Here is a 15,942-nt window from a genome sequence, read left to right as displayed (position 1 = left end):
TTAGCTCCTCACGCCGGTACGCGCAGCCGCCAGCCGGTAGAGCATAAACAGCCCCAGCGACAGCAGAATATTAATCAGCGCAATCATGCAGGCCACGCTGTAATCGGACTCCAGAATGGCCTTGCTGTAGACCATCATCGGCAGGGTATTCACCCCTTTCGCGCCGATAAACAGTACGATGCCGAACTCATTCGTCGTTAACAGCAGACACAGACTGCCCCCCGCCATCAGCGCTGGCAGCGCCGCCGGGAAGATAACCTGGGCAATCACCCGCAGCGGATGAGCCCCGAGAATGCTCGCCGCCTCCAGCTGGCTTTTATCAATCTGCCGCAGTCCGGCCATCAGCGGACGCATGACCAGCGGCGTAAATACGGTGATTTCCGCCAGAATCACGCCCTGAATCGAATAGAGAAAATCCACCGGCGGCAGCGCAAAATCGAACAGCGACATCAGCGTGCCGTTCAGCAGGCCAGCCGAGCCATAAATAAAGGTGAAGGCGAGGGTGATAAGAAAGGTCGGCAGGGCGATAAAAGTATCAATCACCCGGCTAATCAGCTGGCTACCAGGGAACGGGATAAATACCAGAATCACCGCCATCAGGCTGCCCAGCACCAGACAGCCAAGCGTAGCAAAAACCGCAATTTGCAAAGTATTTAGCAAGGCGCCGATAAAGCGGCGGGACTCCATTACCTGCCAGAACGTCCCGAGGCTCAAATGGCCGCTGGTATCGCGCAACGCCTGTTCGGCGATCAGCAGCAGCGGGTAGAAAAACAGAGTCGCCAGCACCAACAGCGGCAACAGGAGCCACAGGAAGGGACGCAGGTCCGGCAGCGGGCGCGACAGCGTTAACGTCTGCGACATCATGACACCTCAATCAGGACCGCGTCGTCCGGTTCAAAGTAGAGCGCCAGCTTATCGCCCGCGCGCGGCAGCGGATTAACATGCGTCATGACAATACGCACCGATTCGCCGGCCACGTCGCACAGTAGATGGGTCAGATCCCCCTGCCAGTGCACTGACGTCAGCGTGGCATGAAGCCGGTTGCTGGCCGCCGAGCGCGGCGCCAGACTCATATGTTGTGGGCGAATGCACAGCAGCTTGTTATTACCATGCTGTCCGCCCTGGCTGAAAGCCTGGAGTAACCCGCCGCCGCAGCTGACGCTGACCAGCCCTGGGCCCGCGCTATCGGTCAGCGCCGTGGCCTGCAGAATATTGGCGCGGCCGAGGAATTCGGCACTGAAGCGGTTAGGCGGATAATGGTAAAGCCGATGCGTTTCTCCATGCGCAATCATTGACCCGTCTTTCATAATGCCAATCTTGTCCGCCAGGGTCAGGGCTTCGGTCTGATCGTGGGTGACGTAGAGAATGGTCAGCTCCGGTAGCTCACGGTGAAGACGGGCAATCTCCTCCACCATGTTATGACGTATTTGCGCATCCAGCGCCGAGAGCGGCTCGTCGAGCAGCAGCACCCGCGGACGCACGGCAATCGCCCGGGCGATAGCGACGCGCTGCAGCTGGCCGCCGGAAAGCTGGTGCGGATAGCGCGTGGCGTAGTCCGCCATCCCGACAATCTTCAGCGCCTCTTGCACTCTGTCGGCAATCAGCGCTTTCGGCTGCTTTTGCGCGCGCAGGCCAAAAGCGACGTTATCTTCCACCTTCATATGCGGGAACAGCGCATAGTTTTGCACCACCATGGCAAGACCGCGCTTGTACGGCGGCAGCCCGGTCACCTCCGTATCACCAATCAAAATGCGTCCACCCGCCGGCTGTACAAACCCGGCAATGGCCCGCAGTACCGTGGTTTTCCCGGACCCTGAGGGGCCAATCAGCGCCAGCACTTCGCCTGGCTCAATGGTCAGCGACAGCGGTTTCAGTACCACGTTGCCGTGGTACGAAACGCGCAGAGAATCGAGGGTTATCCCCGAAGTCCCCGTCATTGACGGGGAGTGGGCAGCAGTCGTTTTCATCAACATCAGGCTTACTCGCTGTCGGTCACTTTATGCCAGCGGGCAATATCCGCCGATAGCGATACGGCCACATCGTCCCAGTTCGGTTGCCAGCTTTTCACGCCGTCGAGCGCCGCTTTTGCCACCCGATAGTTACTGTCGGTTGGCGTCACATCGCTACGTACCGGCAGGCCCCAGGAGAGCGCGCTGACGCTGCTTTGCGCCTGCTTATCAAGCAGGAAGTTAATCAGCTTTTTACCGTTTTCACTCTGCGGCCCGTTCTGGACCAGACCCACGGTATACGGCAGGGCCAGCGCGCTGCGCTCGCCCTTATCGTCCGCCGGCCAGAAGATTTTCACATTCGGGTTTCGCGCAATTTGCGACAGGTTCATCTGCAGATCGCCGTTCGCCACCAACAGTTCACCTTTATTCACCAACGCAGTCAGCTTGCCGGTAGAGGCGGACGGGCCGACGTTATTGGCCTGCAGTTTCCCGAGATAGGCAAACCCGGCATCTTTGCCACCGAGGCTGTGAAAGGCTTGTAGCATTACCGCAGTACCGTCACCGGCCTGGCCCGGCGTCGAGTACTGCAGCTTGTTTTTGTAGCGACTGTCCAGCAGTTCCTGCCAGCTGGCCGGGGCGGTTTTCAGCAGTTGGCTGTTGTAGATAAAAGTCAGGTAGTTGTTCACCAGCGGCGAGTAACGGGCATTGGCGCCGGGAATTTGTTCGCTGCCCTGCGGGGTAAACTCAGCCAACAGATTTTCTTTGCTGGCACGCTGGATAAACGGCGGAACGGTTACCAGCACGTCGGCCTGCGGGTTGGTACGCTCCTTCGCCAGCCGCTCAACGATTGCGCCAGATCCGCCTTCCACATACTGCACTTTGATGCCCGTCGCTTTGGTAAAGGCGTCGAACTGGTTCTGATACCAGCTGTTATCGCCGTCATGCAGGCCATCAGCGGAATAAACGGTGACCACCCCATCGGCCCAAACCGGGGAACTGGTCAGCGCGAAAACGGACAGCAGAGCAAGTCGGGAAAGTTTCATCGTGTAAGCCTCATCGGATGGTGATTTTAAATGGTCTATACCAGATTGATTGTCACGCTACCGGGGATTTATGACAAAACGATGAATGAACGGTGTCGAAAGGATGAAAAGCGCAAGGGGGTAGTCAGGGTAAAAGTCGTGCAGGAATTTCCCCTGGAGGCGGCGCCAGCCGTGCTTTGTCAGGGTGACAAGACGGTGCTGAACGGGGCCCCGGTCAGCATAATGCCACCTCACAGGGCCAACAAAATCAGTGGGTATCGACTTCGATGCGCAGGCTATCGTGGCGCCAGTACTCGATATCGTAATCCAGGATACGCCCATGCTGATCGTAATTCAGACGGCGCAGCAGCAGGGCCGGACGCCCTTCCATCACCCCCAGCGCCTCCGCCGCCTGCGGTGGCATAGAGGTTGGATAGAACGACAAATGCATACTGGTATATATCAGGTCGTAATGGGCCTGATAAATCTCGGTCAGGCTGCCGTTCAGATCGTGGCGCAGCAGCTCCGGCACCCGCGCCGGCAGGCAGTGGTTTTCGCTGTAGCAAATCGCCCGTCCGTCGGCATAGCGCAGGCGCGTCAGGAGATAAACCTGATCGAACGGCTGCAGCGCCAGCGGCGCCATCACATCAAGCGGCACCGCGGCCAACCGACCGTTTAGCAAAACCGTTTTCGGCTCCCGCCCCTGCTCCAGGCACAGCTTATGGAAGTTGGTATTTTGTGTCGGGTCCAGCCACAGACGCTCCGGGGTCACAAACCAACCGCGGCGATCCGCACGATAAATCACGCCGCTGGCTTCCAGCTGCGCCAGGCTCTCGCGCACCGTAATTCGCGTGGTATTGAAAATAGTGCACAGCTCGCGTTCTGACGGCAGTTTATCGCCGCTTTTTAACGCCCCGTTTTCGATACGAGCCTGCAGTTGCGCCTTTATCAGCAGGTATTGCGGCGTTTCGCCAGAGGGTGATTTCATGTTGACTCGCAAGCAGATTTGATAGCGCCATTATACCCATGGAGATGAATTTTTTGTTGCAGCACGATCTTTTCTTTGACCTTTGGCGTCCCTTATCAGCATCATAAAGCCAATCTGGTATAGACCAATGGTGAGATAAATGACTTCACGCAACTACCTGCTGCTGACCCCTGGCCCGCTGACCACCTCCCGTACGGTAAAAGAGGCCATGCTGTTCGATAGCTGTACCTGGGATGATGATTACAATCTCGGCGTCGTACAAACCATTCGCCAGCAGCTGGTACAGCTGGCAACCCCGGCCGAAGGCTACACCTCGGTTCTGCTGCAGGGTAGCGGCAGTTACGCGGTCGAAGCGGTACTCGGTAGCGCAATCGGTCCGCAGGGCAAAGTGCTGATTATCAGCAACGGGGCCTACGGGGCGCGGATGATTGAAATGGCAGAAATGATGGGCGTTGCCTGTCACCCGTATGACTGCGGGGAAGTCGCCCGTCCAGACGTCGCAGCGATCGAACAGATCCTGCAGACGGACCCGGCGATCACTCATATTGCCATGGTCCATAGCGAAACCACCACCGGGATGCTTAACCCCATCGAAGAGGTAGCGGTACTGGCGCAGCGCTATGGTAAACGCTACATCGTTGATGCAATGAGCAGCTTCGGCGGTATTCCGATGGATATCGCCGCGCTGAATATCGATTACCTGATTAGCTCCGCCAATAAATGCATTCAGGGTGTACCGGGTTTCGCCTTTGTGATTGCCCGCGTGAGCGAACTGCAAACCTGTAAAGGCCGCTCGCGATCGCTGTCTCTGGATCTGTATGCCCAGTGGCGATGCATGGAAGATAACCATGGAAAATGGCGCTTTACCTCCCCCACCCACACCGTGCTGGCTTTTGCCCAGGCGCTGAAAGAGCTGGCCGAAGAGGGCGGTGTAGTCGCACGCCACCAGCGCTATAGCGCCAACCAGCGCCGTCTGGTCGCCGGGATGCGTGCGCTGGGCTTCCAGCCGCTGCTGGACGATAGCCTGCATTCACCGATCATTACCGCGTTTTACTCTCCGGACGCGCCGCAGTACCACTTCAAGGCGTTCTACCAGAAGCTGAAAGAGCAGGGCTTTGTTATCTATCCGGGCAAAGTCTCGCAGAGCGACTGTTTCCGTATTGGCAATATTGGCGAGGTTTATGACGCCGACATTACCGCCCTGCTGACCGCTATCGACAACGCCATGTACTGGACTCACTGAGGAACCGCCATGAACCGTATTACCGCACTGATCCTTGACTGGGCTGGCACCACCGTGGATTTCGGCTCATTTGCGCCAACGCAAATTTTCGTCGAGGCCTTTCATCAGGCATTTGATGTCGATATCACCCTGGCTGAAGCCCGTGTCCCGATGGGGCTTGGCAAGTGGCAGCATATTGAAGCGCTGGGTAAATTACCCTCCGTGGACGCGCGCTGGCAGGCAAAATTCGGCCGGGCGATGAGCGCTGCCGATATTGACGCGATTTACGCCGCTTTTATGCCGCTGCAAATTGCCAAAGTTGTCGACTTTTCTGCACCGATTGCCGGTGTTGTCGACACAATTTCCGCATTTCGCGCCGAAGGACTGAAGATTGGTTCCTGTTCGGGATACCCGCGCCCGGTAATGGAGAAGCTGGTGCCCGCCGCCGCCGCCCTTGGCTATGCGCCGGACTACTGGGTCGCCACCGACGACCTCGCGGCCGGCGGCCGTCCAGGCCCGTGGATGGCGCTGCAAAACGTCGTTGTTCTGGGCATTGATGCCGTCGCTCACTGTGTGAAGGTGGACGATGCCGCCCCCGGGATCACCGAAGGGCTAAACGCCGGCATGTGGAGCGTCGGCCTGGCGGTTTCCGGCAACGAGTTTGGCGCCACCTGGGAAGAATATCAGGCCATGACGACGGAAGAGATAGCCACCCGCCGCGAGATTGCAGCAAGCAAGCTGTATGCCGCAGGGGCGCATTATGTGGTTGATACGCTGGCGGACCTGCCGGGAGTGATTGCCGAGATTAACGCCCGCCTGGCAAAAGGCGAACGCCCATAGATTTCACTGCCTTTTCCCGGGCGGGGTCATACGCACCTTGCCCGGGTTGCCCTGCCCGTGAAACGTAGTCCCGACTACACCCGGACTTTGCCAGCCACCAGCAAGCCGGTCAACAGCATCAACGCGCCGGAAATCACCAGCGGCGATAGCAGGCCAAGATGGTCCAGCGCCACGCCCCCCACCGCCGCACCACAGGTATTGGCCAGCTGAATGACCGCCACCTGGATTGAGCCGGCCTTCTCAGCCTGGTCGGAGAGCGAGCGGGTGATCCACGTTGACCACCCCACCGGAATCAATGCAAATGCAAAGCCCCAGATAACCGCCACCGCCGACGCTATCACCTGGCTTTCTCCCCACAGCACCAGCGTCGTCGCACAAATCGCCAGCAGCAGCGGCGCAACCGTCAGGGCCATTTTCACCGAACGCTTAAGGATCATCGACGACAGCGAGGTACCGATAAAGCTGGCAATACCGAAGCTCAGCAACACCAGCGTCAGGCCATCAACATCAAAACCGGCGAGGGTCATATAGACCGGACGAATATAGGTAAAGAAGGCAAATTGCCCGGCAAAGGCCATAAAAATGGCGCACATCCCGGCCATCACGCCGGGGCGTTTCAGCAGGCCGAACATATTTTGCTGTTGATGCGGCGCTTCGCCGGGTAAAGAGGGCAGCACCTTCAGCACCCAAAGCGTACAGAGTACGCCCATCACCGCCGCCGCATTAAAGACGTTACGCCAGCCGATAACGCCGCCCAGAAAGCTCCCCAACGGCGCGGCAATCACCAGCGCAATCGACACCGCGCCAAAGATAACCGACAGCGCTTTTGGCACCACCCGCATCGGGACAAGGCGCATCGTCAGCGAGGCGGACATCGCCCAGAAGCCGCCCAGCGCCAGCCCGAGACAGGCTCGGCCCACCAGCAGCAGCGCAAAGCTATTGGCGAAAGAGACCAGCAGACAGGATACCGTTAGCAGAACCGAGAAGAGAATCACCACATAGCGGCGATCGGTACTGCGAATCATGGAGGTGATAAACAGGCTGGCGAACATCGCCACAAACGCCGTGGTGGTGACCGACTGGCCGGCCAGCCCTTCAGAAATCCCCAGATCCTGGGCCATCGGCGTCAGCAAACTCACCGGTAAAAACTCAACGGTAATCAGGCAGGCCACGCAGAAGGCCACCGCGAAGACCGCCGACCAGTTTGGCCGCGCATGTTCGCTGGCATGTTGTTTGGCTTCATTCAGAGGAGTCATCAGTTACCTGCAAGGTTGAATGGCGGAAAAGCTGCGCAGTGTAACATTTTGTGTGTGACTAATTTAACGTTTTGACAACTTCAGGCTTGATTATTGTGCGTGAATAAAACCAAGCCCGCCAGTAACGGGTCGCAGCGCGATCAGATATCCGGTGGCCGACAAGGTAATCAGTGCAGCCAGTGCACGCCGTCTTCAGGTAAAAACAGCGCGTTATAGCGCTGCTGCAGGGCGACAATCTCGCTCAGCTCCGGGTCCAGCTCGCGCAGAAATCCTTGTGCCAGACGGATCTGCGCATCGGTAATCGGTGCAGCCAGGCGGGCTTTTTGCATCTGACGGAACCAGTAGTGCAGGTTCTGTTCACTGCTATCCACAATCCCCACCTGCCAGATCAGCAGGACCTGGGCGGCGTTTTGCAGATGCGCCTCATTGGGGCGCTCAAGGTAATGAAGGTACTCATTTCCGGCGGTTTTTCCCAGCTGATCGATCATCGATTCCAGCGGCACCGGGGTAATGGCTAACCGTTCGCTCAGGCGGCGAATAGCACGGCGTGAATCAGAGGTAAGTACCCGAAATCCGACAACAAAAACTACCACCAGCGTGGCCAATCCTAACCAGATCATGCTTCCTCTCATTCTACCGCAGCCCCACTATCATAATGGGAATTTGCCCGCTGTCGACTCCCGGGCATAGCATAATGTGACTTATCGCGGCTGGGGCCAGCCATGATGAGAGCCGGCTGTCTTAAACAGTCGAAAATAGCGGATGTGTATCACGGAAGTCGGTACGAGAAACGGCTCCGCGAGGTGCGACGAATTAAACCAGTTTTGCCGAGAGAGCCTGGCATGCCTCGCGAACCAGAACGGAGTATCGGGGAATACAGTCTTTGGGCATTTGCAGCTCCACGCCGCTGATGCTGACCGCAGCAATTACTTCCCGAGAGCGGTTAAAGACCGGAGCCGCAATACAATAAATGCCCGGCGAATCTTCCGCGTTGTCAAATGCCCACCCTTGCTCACGAATCCTGGCAAACTCCTGCATCAGAAGGGTTTTACTGGTGATAGTCGTAGCGGTAAAGCTCGGAAGCCTCTCTTCCGGTAACAGCTGGTCTATTTTTTCTGCAGGTAGCCAGGCACATAGCGCTTTCCCCACACCAGAACTGTGCAGAGGCAGCTTTTTACCCACCCAGGTACGAATTCCGATTGGCTGTGTATTCTCAAGTTTCAGTACATAGATCGGCGCAACTTCATCAAGAATACCCAGATGACAGGTCAGATCGGTTTGTTCTCTCAGCTTTTCCAGCACAGGCAGTGCGACGTTGCGAATATCAAACTGCTCCAGCGAGCGGTTTCCCCACTCATAAAGCTTTAGCCCGAGGAAAAAACGACCTTTTTCCAGGCGCAATAGATGGTGATCAACCAACGCATTAAGCAACGAGGACGTGCTGCTTTTCGGTAAGCCCAAATCCTGCTGAATCTGGCTGAATGTAGCGCCGGGCGAATTGAACAGGTAATCACAGATTTTGACTGTCTTATCGAGGGCGGGTACCGGTGTTGTTATATCCTTGTTCATACGCAAATTGATCTTTTGATTCATACACTCCCATCAGTATACCCCATTCTATTCTCTCCGCGATGAGGCTTTTTTGCACAAATCCGTGACCTCCCTGACTCTACCGGGCATTCCGTTTTAAATACGACACGAGTCACAATTGTTCATTAGTTCTACAAAAACCGTTGACGAAATGCGCGATGTTTTGCTGTACTTGATTCAACATACAGAACACTAGTTCCATATATAGAACAAGGGGAGTTAAAATGACAGCCGCATTTAAGGGTGTATTTCCACCGGTACCGACCATTGTCAATGAACAAGGTGAACTCGATCGCCCAGGCATGGCCCGTATGCTGGATCATGTAATAGCTAATGGCGCTGACGGGGTGCTGATTCTTGGCAGCGGCGGGGAGTTTTCCCATTTATCGAACTGCCAACGTAAAGAGATTGCTGAATTTTGTCTCCAGCATATAAAAGGCAGGGTCCCGGTGCTAATGGGTATCGCCTGTGCCGGTACGGCGGAAACCATTGAACTGGGTTTACATGCCCAGCAGCATGGTGCGGATGGCGTACTCGTCGTCAATCCCTATTATGCCAAATTAAGTGACGAAGCGCGTTATACCCATTATAAGCGGGTCGCAGACGCATTAAACACCCCCGTATTTCTCTATAATTTTCCCGAACTGACCGGTCAGGATATTGGCATTGAGGTTATTACGCGTCTGGCCCAGGACGTGCCCAACATCGTTGGTATTAAAGACACCATTGATAACATCAGCCATACCCGCGAAATCATCAATCGGGTACATGCTTTTCGCCCGGATTTCATCATATTTAGCGGTTATGACGAATACATGCTGGATACCCTGCTGTTGGGTGGTCACGGCGGCATTCCCGCGACGTTTAATTTCGCGCCGCAGATTACGCGAGGGATTTACCAGGCCTTCCTTGATGGCGATATGACTGCTGCCCGTCTTTACCAAAAGCAGCTGGCCAGGCTTTCCCCGCTGTATGCCCTTGAACAACCGTTTTTTGGCGTGATTAAAGCGGCAATAAATTTAAGTGGCCTGGATATTTCTACTGCCGTTGTACCACCAGCCCTGCCGCTCAATGCTGAGAAAACGGAGTACGTTAAAAACGTTCTGGCCCGCATTAGCCAATAAATTCTAAGAGAGCAATGTCAATGAACACAAACCCTGTACTCAAACTAAATGATAAAGATGATGTCGTCATCGCCAGACAACCGGTCGCCGCCGGTACCTGGCTTCCTGAAGAACAATTGAAAACCCTCAGCGATATCCCCGCCGGTCATAAAATTGCCATTCGTGATATTGCCGCAGGTGAAGCGGTAAAACGCTACGGACAGATTATCGGGTTTGCTACCCAGTCTATTCGTCGTGGTGAGCATATTCATATGCAAAACCTCGGCATGGGCGATTTTGAGCGCGAGTATGGTTGGGGGGAAGACTGTCATACCCTGCCGCCTGCCGGGCACCAGGATACATTTATGGGCATACGCCGGGCCGATGGACGGGCAGCAACCCGCAACTACATTGGCGTACTGAGCTCAGTTAACTGCAGCGCTACCGTTGTCAAAGCCATTGAAGATCACTTTCGGCTTCATGGTCTCGGCGACTATCCCAACGTGGATGGCGTTGTCGCGCTACCGCAAAGTTTTGGTTGCGCCATTGGTTCAAAAAGCGAATCGATGGAGGTCATGCGTCGAACCATGGCGGGTTATGCCACTCATGTCAATTTTGCTGGCGTGATCATCATTGGTCTCGGATGTGAATCCAGCCAAATCAAAGACATGATGAACGCCCATGGCTTAAGCGATGGGCCCATGCTGCACAGCTTCACGATTCAGGAGATCGGCGGTACCCGCCATGCTATTGCCAGGGGCATTGAGCTCATCAACGAAATGCTGCCGCAGGCAAACCAGGTACAACGGGAGCCGATTCCAGCGGCAGAAATCATTCTGGCCCTTGAATGTGGGGGGTCAGATAGCTATTCCGGTATCTCTGCCAATCCCGCGCTCGGTTACGCGGTTGATAAACTGGTGCAGCAAGGGGGTACCGCAATCCTCTCGGAAACGTCAGAGATCTATGGTGCTGAACATCTTCTGACCCGCCGCGCCGTCAGTCGTGAAGTCGGTGAAAAACTCATCGCTCGTATTCATTGGTGGGAAGATTATTGTCGCCGTACCGGGAGCGAGATGAACAATAACCCCTCAGCGGGTAATAAAGTTGGTGGACTGACCACCATCCTGGAAAAATCGCTTGGGGGAATTGCTAAGGCAGGAACCACAAATTTAACCGCTGTTTATGAATATGCCGAACCGGTAACGGAAAAAGGATTCGTATTTATGGATACTCCCGGGTATGACCCCATTGCGGTCACCGGGCAAATTGCCGGAGGCGCAAACCTGCTGTGCTTCACGACTGGCCGCGGTTCTGCGTTTGGCTCTAAACCCACCCCAAGCCTGAAACTCGCCACCAACAATGCCTTATGGCAACGCCAGCAGGAAGATATGGATATTAATTGTGGCACCATTGTTGAAGGTGAAGAGACAATTGCACAGGTCGGTGAACGTTTATATCAAATGATCCTTGAAATGGCGTCCGGGAAAAAAACAAAAAGCGAAGAGTTTGGTTATGGTAGCCAGGAGTTTGTTCCCTGGACTATCGGTTCCATTATGTAAGTTACCCTGATAATTATAATACCTCGTATCGCCATGCTCATTATTGGGCATGGCAAGGAGCATCTATGTCTCATGTCAATGTCCATACTGAAGAAGAAAAGCTCAAAGCGACAACGGTAAGATGGCGAATATTTATTGTCATGCTTATTCTGGGAGCAATTAACTATATTGACCGAACCTCTTTATCCATTGCCATGCCCTATATTACCGATGAATTCGGTATTACCGACACGCGTGTGGTTGGTGTTATTCACAGTGCATTCTTCTGGGCCTATGCGCTCATGCAAATACCCAGCGGGGTCATTGCTGATAAATTTAAAGCCCGAAATATTATTGCTATCGCCACAATTTTATGGGGTGCATTTCAGGCTATCGCCGCCCTCTGTCATTCTATTTTTACCCTCTCAATTTCACGCATTGGGCTGGGTATCGCCGAGTCCCCCATTATGCCCGCGGGCGCAAAACTGATGGGGACCTGGCTGACCCCGACTGAACGCGGCCGCGGTTCAATGCTGCTGGATGGCGGTGCGCCGTTAGGCACCGCACTGGGTGCCGTAATCATTGCCGGACTTATTGCTCAGTTTGATTCCTGGCGGATGGCCTTCATCATTGCCGGGGTGGGGACTATCGCTATAGGTTTTCTTGCCTGGTGGTATATTCGTACCTATCCTTCTGAACACCCTGGGATTAACAAAGCTGAACTGGATCATATTACTGAAGCCAATGGAGATTCCACCTCTGGTAAAAAATATCGTCTCGCTGATATCAAACCTTATTTAAAACAACGTAATGTTATTGCGTTAATTTGTGGATGGGTTTGCTATAGCTTTGTCTTCTATGGTCTCATGACCTGGCTCCCGTTATATTTCCAGGCTACCTACGGCTTCGATATTAAGTCTATGGGTGGTGCCATGGCGATTATTTTCCTGCTGTGTTTTGTCGGCCAACTAACCGGGGGCTACATCATGGATAAATGGCGCAGTAAAGGCGGTAAAACCAGCCGCGTTATGCATACCATGCTGTCGATTTCAGCCATTACTGCTGGCATAGGAATATTTCTTTGCGCGCAAAGCAGTACGCCAGGCGTCGCGATTACGCTTCTCACTATCGCCCTGTTCCCCCTGCGCTGGGCAAGCGTTTACTGGTCTATTCCGGGCCTTCTCGGCGCTCAATCCGTAGCAGGGACTATCTGCGGCACCATGAACTTTACCAGCAATCTGTTCGCCGCCATCCTGCCGATTTTTATCGGTTTCCTTGTGCAATTCACCGGTAATTATTACGCCGCAATGATGTTCTTCGCCCTCGCAGCGGTGGGGTATCTGGTTTGCTCTTTGAGCATCAATTTCGATAAGAAAATGGAAATTTCAGAGCAGTAACTCTCTCATCCACGGCCTGGCAACAGGCCGTTTTATCCATCAGGAATGCTTGATGTTCAATCTACAAAACTATATTGCCGTGGACTGGGGTAGCAGCAATCTGCGCCTGTGGCTATTTCAGCAAGGTGAAGCGATCTGGACTTATCATAGTCGCGAAGGGGTAACCCACCAACGACCGGGCGCGTTTAAAGAGCTCTGGCTCACCATCCTCTCACGGTGTCCGCATCCCCTGGCCCCTGACACCATTGTCATCATGAGCGGCATGATCGGTAGTAATCTCGGCTGGCTTGCCGTGCCCTATATTCCCTGTCCGACATCCGTTTCAGCGCTCTCCTCAAACCTGACGCCGGTCGAAAATGCCGGGCCTCTACCGGTGTGGATTGTCCCCGGGCTCCAGCTCAACGGCCCGGAACATTTCAACGTGATGCGTGGAGAGGAAACGCAACTCCTGGGCGCACTGAATGTAGAGGAGTGGTATGTCTTTCCCGGCACCCACAGCAAATGGGTACGCATGGAGAGGGAGCGCATCGGTGATTTTCAAACCATCATGACCGGGGAGTTCTTTCACTTGCTAAGCCACTACTCCGTGCTGTCCCAGCCACAAGACGGGCATCGGGAAGATCACCAGGCATTTCTTGATGGCGCACGGCTGGGAGCACAAGAGTGCTGCCTGTCGCGAGGAACCTTTGCGCTGCGCGCACGTATGCTCTGCGGCGCCCTGCCTTCTGACGCTCTGCATAGCGCCCTCTCTGGACTGCTGATTGGTCACGAAGTCGCCCGGATGTACGAGCAATACGCCATTTCATCCACGGAAAGCGTAGTTCTGGTCGGTAACGATGCGCTACTGGCGCGATACCAAAGCGTTTTTACCCTTTTTGGCCTCACCTGTCGCCCCTTCAGCGGTGAAGCGGCCTTTCTTAACGGCATCAGGAGACTTCTTCATGACCACATCTGACTCTCTTCCTCTGGTCGCCATCCTGCGCGGGGTAACCCCAGATGATGTACTGGTGCACATGGCGGAACTGTATCGTGCGGGTTTTACGCAGGTAGAGATCCCGCTTAATTCCCCCAACTGGCAACAAAGTATTGTGCTTGCCGTAAAACATTACGGCGACCGGATGCGAATCGGCGCCGGTACGGTAACCACCCCGCGAGAGGTCGCCATACTAAAAGAGGCGGGCTGCGAATTTATCCTTACACCCAATACCGATATCTCCGTCATCAAGGCCGCGACATCTGCGGGAATGGCCACCTGCATCGGCTGTCTGACGGCCAGCGAGGCGTTGACCGCCCTCAGGCATGGCGCCAGCATGCTGAAGATCTTCCCTGCAGGCGATGTCGGGCCTGGCTACATTCGCTCGCTTCGGGCAATACTGCCGTCGAACACCCGACTGTACGCTGTGGGTGGCATCACCGCGACAAATCTCGCAGATTATCTCCGGGCCGGTTGCGAAGGGGCAGGATTAGGGAGCGATCTGTATCGTGCTGAACAGTCCCAGGCGGAAACCGCGGAAAAAGCGCAACGCTTCATCCAGGCCTGGCGCGCCTGGCAGGCCTGAAATAAAAAAGCCCGGCATAAATGCCGGGCAACGTTACCCATACTCATCACTCAGGCATTCTGCAGGATGGGTTTCTTTTTCTCGCGACGAATTTTACGTTCTTCAAAGACCGCGACGATGGCCATCAGGCAGATACAGCCGATAGCTGCCGCATCCAGCGCCGCAAAGGTACCCGCCCAGCCAGTCAGGCCAAAGACCGGCGTGCCGTCGGCAATCATCCCCAGTCCCAGTTTGGCAAAGCTGTCGCCTATCAGATAAGCGAAGGTGCCTTTGATACCGTCCGCCGCGCCGATGGCTTTTTTCGGGACGAAGCCCACCGCCGCCACGCCGATCAGCAGCTGCGGGCCAAAGACCAGGAAGCCTAAGGCAAACAGCGACATCAGATAGACATACTGGTTGCTGGCATGCTGGTAAACACCCAGGGTGGCGATGATTAACGCCAGCGCGATACAGGCCACCAGCGCACGACGGCCGTTCGCCAGATCCGACAGCCAACCCCACAGCAGCGTGCCGACCAGCGCCCCGACTTCAAACAGGGTAAAGCCCTGAATCGCCACCTCTTTGGAAAGCTTCAGCTCCTGGAAGGCATAGACCGTCGACCACTGATCGATACCGATGCGCACCACATAGAGGAAGATGTTGGAGAAGCACAGCAGCCAGATGACTTTGTTTTTCAGGACATACTCGACGAAAATCTGCCATTTGGTCATGGCATTCTCTTCCGTCTCTTTATCCTCTTCGCTGATCTCTTCGCCAAACAGCTCTTCCGCGTTACCGAGGCCGTAAGATTCCGGAGAGTCGCTACCAAAACGCAGACCGATAAAGCCGACAATCAGCGCAATAATCGACGGGAAGATGAACATGCCGATGACGTGGCCGTCGAACAAATAGTTCGCGCCAAACAGCGCCACGCCCGCAGCGCCCGCGCCGCCGAGGTTGTGAGAGATATTCCAGAAGCCGAGGAAGGTGCCGCGCTTACGACGTGGTGTCCATTTGGTAATGGTCGAATAGCTACACGAACCGCCGGTGCTCTGGAAGAAACCGCTCAGCGCATAGAAGGCGATCATCAGGAACAGACTGGTTGAACCGGCCCCCATACTGGCGCTAAAGCCGAGCATACAGATGGCGGAGAGGATCAGCATAAACGGCAGGAACTGCTTGGTGTTTTTACCATCTGCGTAGTAAGACACCAGCGTTTTACCCACGCCGTAGGTGATCGAGAAGCCAAGGCCAATCATCCCCAGCTGGGTCATGCTCAACCCGTAGGTGGAGATCATATCGTTCTGGGCGATGTTAAAGTTTTTGCGGATCAGATACATCGTCAGGTAGCCAATAAAGACCACCAGATAGGACTGCATGAACGGTTTGAACCACATTTTACGCCGCACATCGAGCGGCAGATCCAGGGTCGGCTTGCGCACCTGGTTTAGAAAGGCCAGCATAGGACACTCCGGGCTAATTTTTATACCTGCGAATGG

General features: G+C 55.1%; 15 protein-coding genes. 7 read left to right on the top strand and 8 right to left on the bottom strand.

Going from position 1 to position 15,942, the window contains the following annotated elements; translation table 11 throughout:
• From phnU to phnR, 4 genes are all read right to left on the bottom strand, one after another.
• Nucleotides 1–861, bottom strand: a complete 861-nt coding sequence (gene phnU, locus AC007G_RS13770; protein ID WP_136894459.1) for a 2-aminoethylphosphonate ABC transporter permease subunit — start codon at nucleotides 859–861, stop codon at nucleotides 1–3.
• Nucleotides 861–1,973, bottom strand: coding sequence for a 2-aminoethylphosphonate ABC transport system ATP-binding subunit PhnT (gene phnT, locus AC007G_RS13765; RefSeq protein ID WP_142630232.1), 1,113 nt, complete (start codon nucleotides 1,971–1,973; stop codon nucleotides 861–863). The genes phnU and phnT overlap by 1 nt, the downstream gene beginning before the upstream one ends.
• A 5-nt stretch (nucleotides 1,974–1,978) precedes the next feature.
• Nucleotides 1,979–2,992: a 2-aminoethylphosphonate ABC transporter substrate-binding protein gene (phnS, locus tag AC007G_RS13760; protein ID WP_131064095.1), complete on the bottom strand. Its 1,014-nt coding sequence runs from the start codon at nucleotides 2,990–2,992 to the stop codon at nucleotides 1,979–1,981.
• A 247-nt stretch (nucleotides 2,993–3,239) separates the two neighbouring features.
• On the bottom strand, nucleotides 3,240–3,959 hold the full coding sequence (gene phnR, locus AC007G_RS13755; RefSeq protein WP_032690200.1) for a phosphonate utilization transcriptional regulator PhnR: 720 nt from the start codon (nucleotides 3,957–3,959) through the stop codon (nucleotides 3,240–3,242).
• A 139-nt stretch (nucleotides 3,960–4,098) separates the two neighbouring features.
• Here phnR and phnW point away from each other — a divergent pair, with 139 nt between their 5' ends.
• A complete protein-coding gene (phnW, locus tag AC007G_RS13750; RefSeq protein ID WP_064384791.1) occupies nucleotides 4,099–5,202 on the top strand; it encodes a 2-aminoethylphosphonate--pyruvate transaminase in 1,104 nt (367 codons plus the stop codon).
• A 9-nt stretch (nucleotides 5,203–5,211) separates the two neighbouring features.
• A complete protein-coding gene (gene phnX, locus AC007G_RS13745; protein WP_131064096.1) occupies nucleotides 5,212–6,021 on the top strand; it encodes a phosphonoacetaldehyde hydrolase in 810 nt (269 codons plus the stop codon).
• Nucleotides 6,022–6,095: 74 nt separating this feature from the next.
• Here the strand turns inward: phnX and nepI are convergent, their stop codons facing one another.
• From nepI to AC007G_RS13730, 3 genes are all read right to left on the bottom strand, one after another.
• Nucleotides 6,096–7,277, bottom strand: a complete 1,182-nt coding sequence (nepI, locus tag AC007G_RS13740) for a purine ribonucleoside efflux pump NepI (RefSeq protein ID WP_049264510.1) — start codon at nucleotides 7,275–7,277, stop codon at nucleotides 6,096–6,098.
• Nucleotides 7,278–7,444: 167 nt separating this feature from the next.
• Nucleotides 7,445–7,897, bottom strand: coding sequence for a DUF1198 family protein (locus AC007G_RS13735; protein WP_032690196.1), 453 nt, complete (start codon nucleotides 7,895–7,897; stop codon nucleotides 7,445–7,447).
• A 193-nt stretch (nucleotides 7,898–8,090) separates the two neighbouring features.
• Nucleotides 8,091–8,846, bottom strand: a complete 756-nt coding sequence (locus tag AC007G_RS13730) for an IclR family transcriptional regulator (protein WP_136894487.1) — start codon at nucleotides 8,844–8,846, stop codon at nucleotides 8,091–8,093.
• A 245-nt stretch (nucleotides 8,847–9,091) separates the two neighbouring features.
• Between AC007G_RS13730 and AC007G_RS13725 the strand changes: the two genes are divergently transcribed.
• The 5 genes from AC007G_RS13725 to AC007G_RS13705 all read left to right on the top strand — a co-directional run bounded on the left by AC007G_RS13725 (nucleotide 9,092) and on the right by AC007G_RS13705 (nucleotide 14,464).
• The gene (locus tag AC007G_RS13725; protein WP_032690195.1) at nucleotides 9,092–9,991 is read left to right on the top strand and encodes a dihydrodipicolinate synthase family protein; all 900 of its coding nucleotides are present in this window, start codon (nucleotides 9,092–9,094) and stop codon (nucleotides 9,989–9,991) included.
• Between the two features lie 20 nt (nucleotides 9,992–10,011).
• On the top strand, nucleotides 10,012–11,529 hold the full coding sequence (locus AC007G_RS13720; protein ID WP_032690194.1) for a UxaA family hydrolase: 1,518 nt from the start codon (nucleotides 10,012–10,014) through the stop codon (nucleotides 11,527–11,529).
• Between the two features lie 65 nt (nucleotides 11,530–11,594).
• The gene (locus AC007G_RS13715; protein WP_032690193.1) at nucleotides 11,595–12,905 is read left to right on the top strand and encodes an MFS transporter; all 1,311 of its coding nucleotides are present in this window, start codon (nucleotides 11,595–11,597) and stop codon (nucleotides 12,903–12,905) included.
• A 52-nt stretch (nucleotides 12,906–12,957) separates the two neighbouring features.
• The gene (locus AC007G_RS13710; protein ID WP_032697050.1) at nucleotides 12,958–13,860 is read left to right on the top strand and encodes a 2-dehydro-3-deoxygalactonokinase; all 903 of its coding nucleotides are present in this window, start codon (nucleotides 12,958–12,960) and stop codon (nucleotides 13,858–13,860) included.
• Nucleotides 13,847–14,464 carry a 2-dehydro-3-deoxy-6-phosphogalactonate aldolase gene (locus AC007G_RS13705; RefSeq protein WP_032698496.1) on the top strand — a complete coding sequence of 206 codons (618 nt, stop codon included), beginning with the start codon at nucleotides 13,847–13,849 and terminating at the stop codon, nucleotides 14,462–14,464. The genes AC007G_RS13710 and AC007G_RS13705 overlap by 14 nt, the downstream gene beginning before the upstream one ends.
• A gap of 50 nt (nucleotides 14,465–14,514) precedes the next feature.
• On the opposite strand, the gene uhpT is transcribed toward AC007G_RS13705, so the two are convergent.
• Complete coding sequence (gene uhpT / locus AC007G_RS13700) at nucleotides 14,515–15,906, bottom strand: hexose-6-phosphate:phosphate antiporter (RefSeq protein ID WP_032690190.1); 1,392 nt, start codon at nucleotides 15,904–15,906, stop codon at nucleotides 14,515–14,517.
• Nucleotides 15,907–15,942: the final 36 nt, after the last annotated feature.

This window comes from Klebsiella sp. CSG-1, assembly GCF_056521145.1.
The sequence above is the reverse complement of the archived record's forward strand: the minus strand, read 5'-3'. Positions and strand labels throughout refer to the sequence as shown.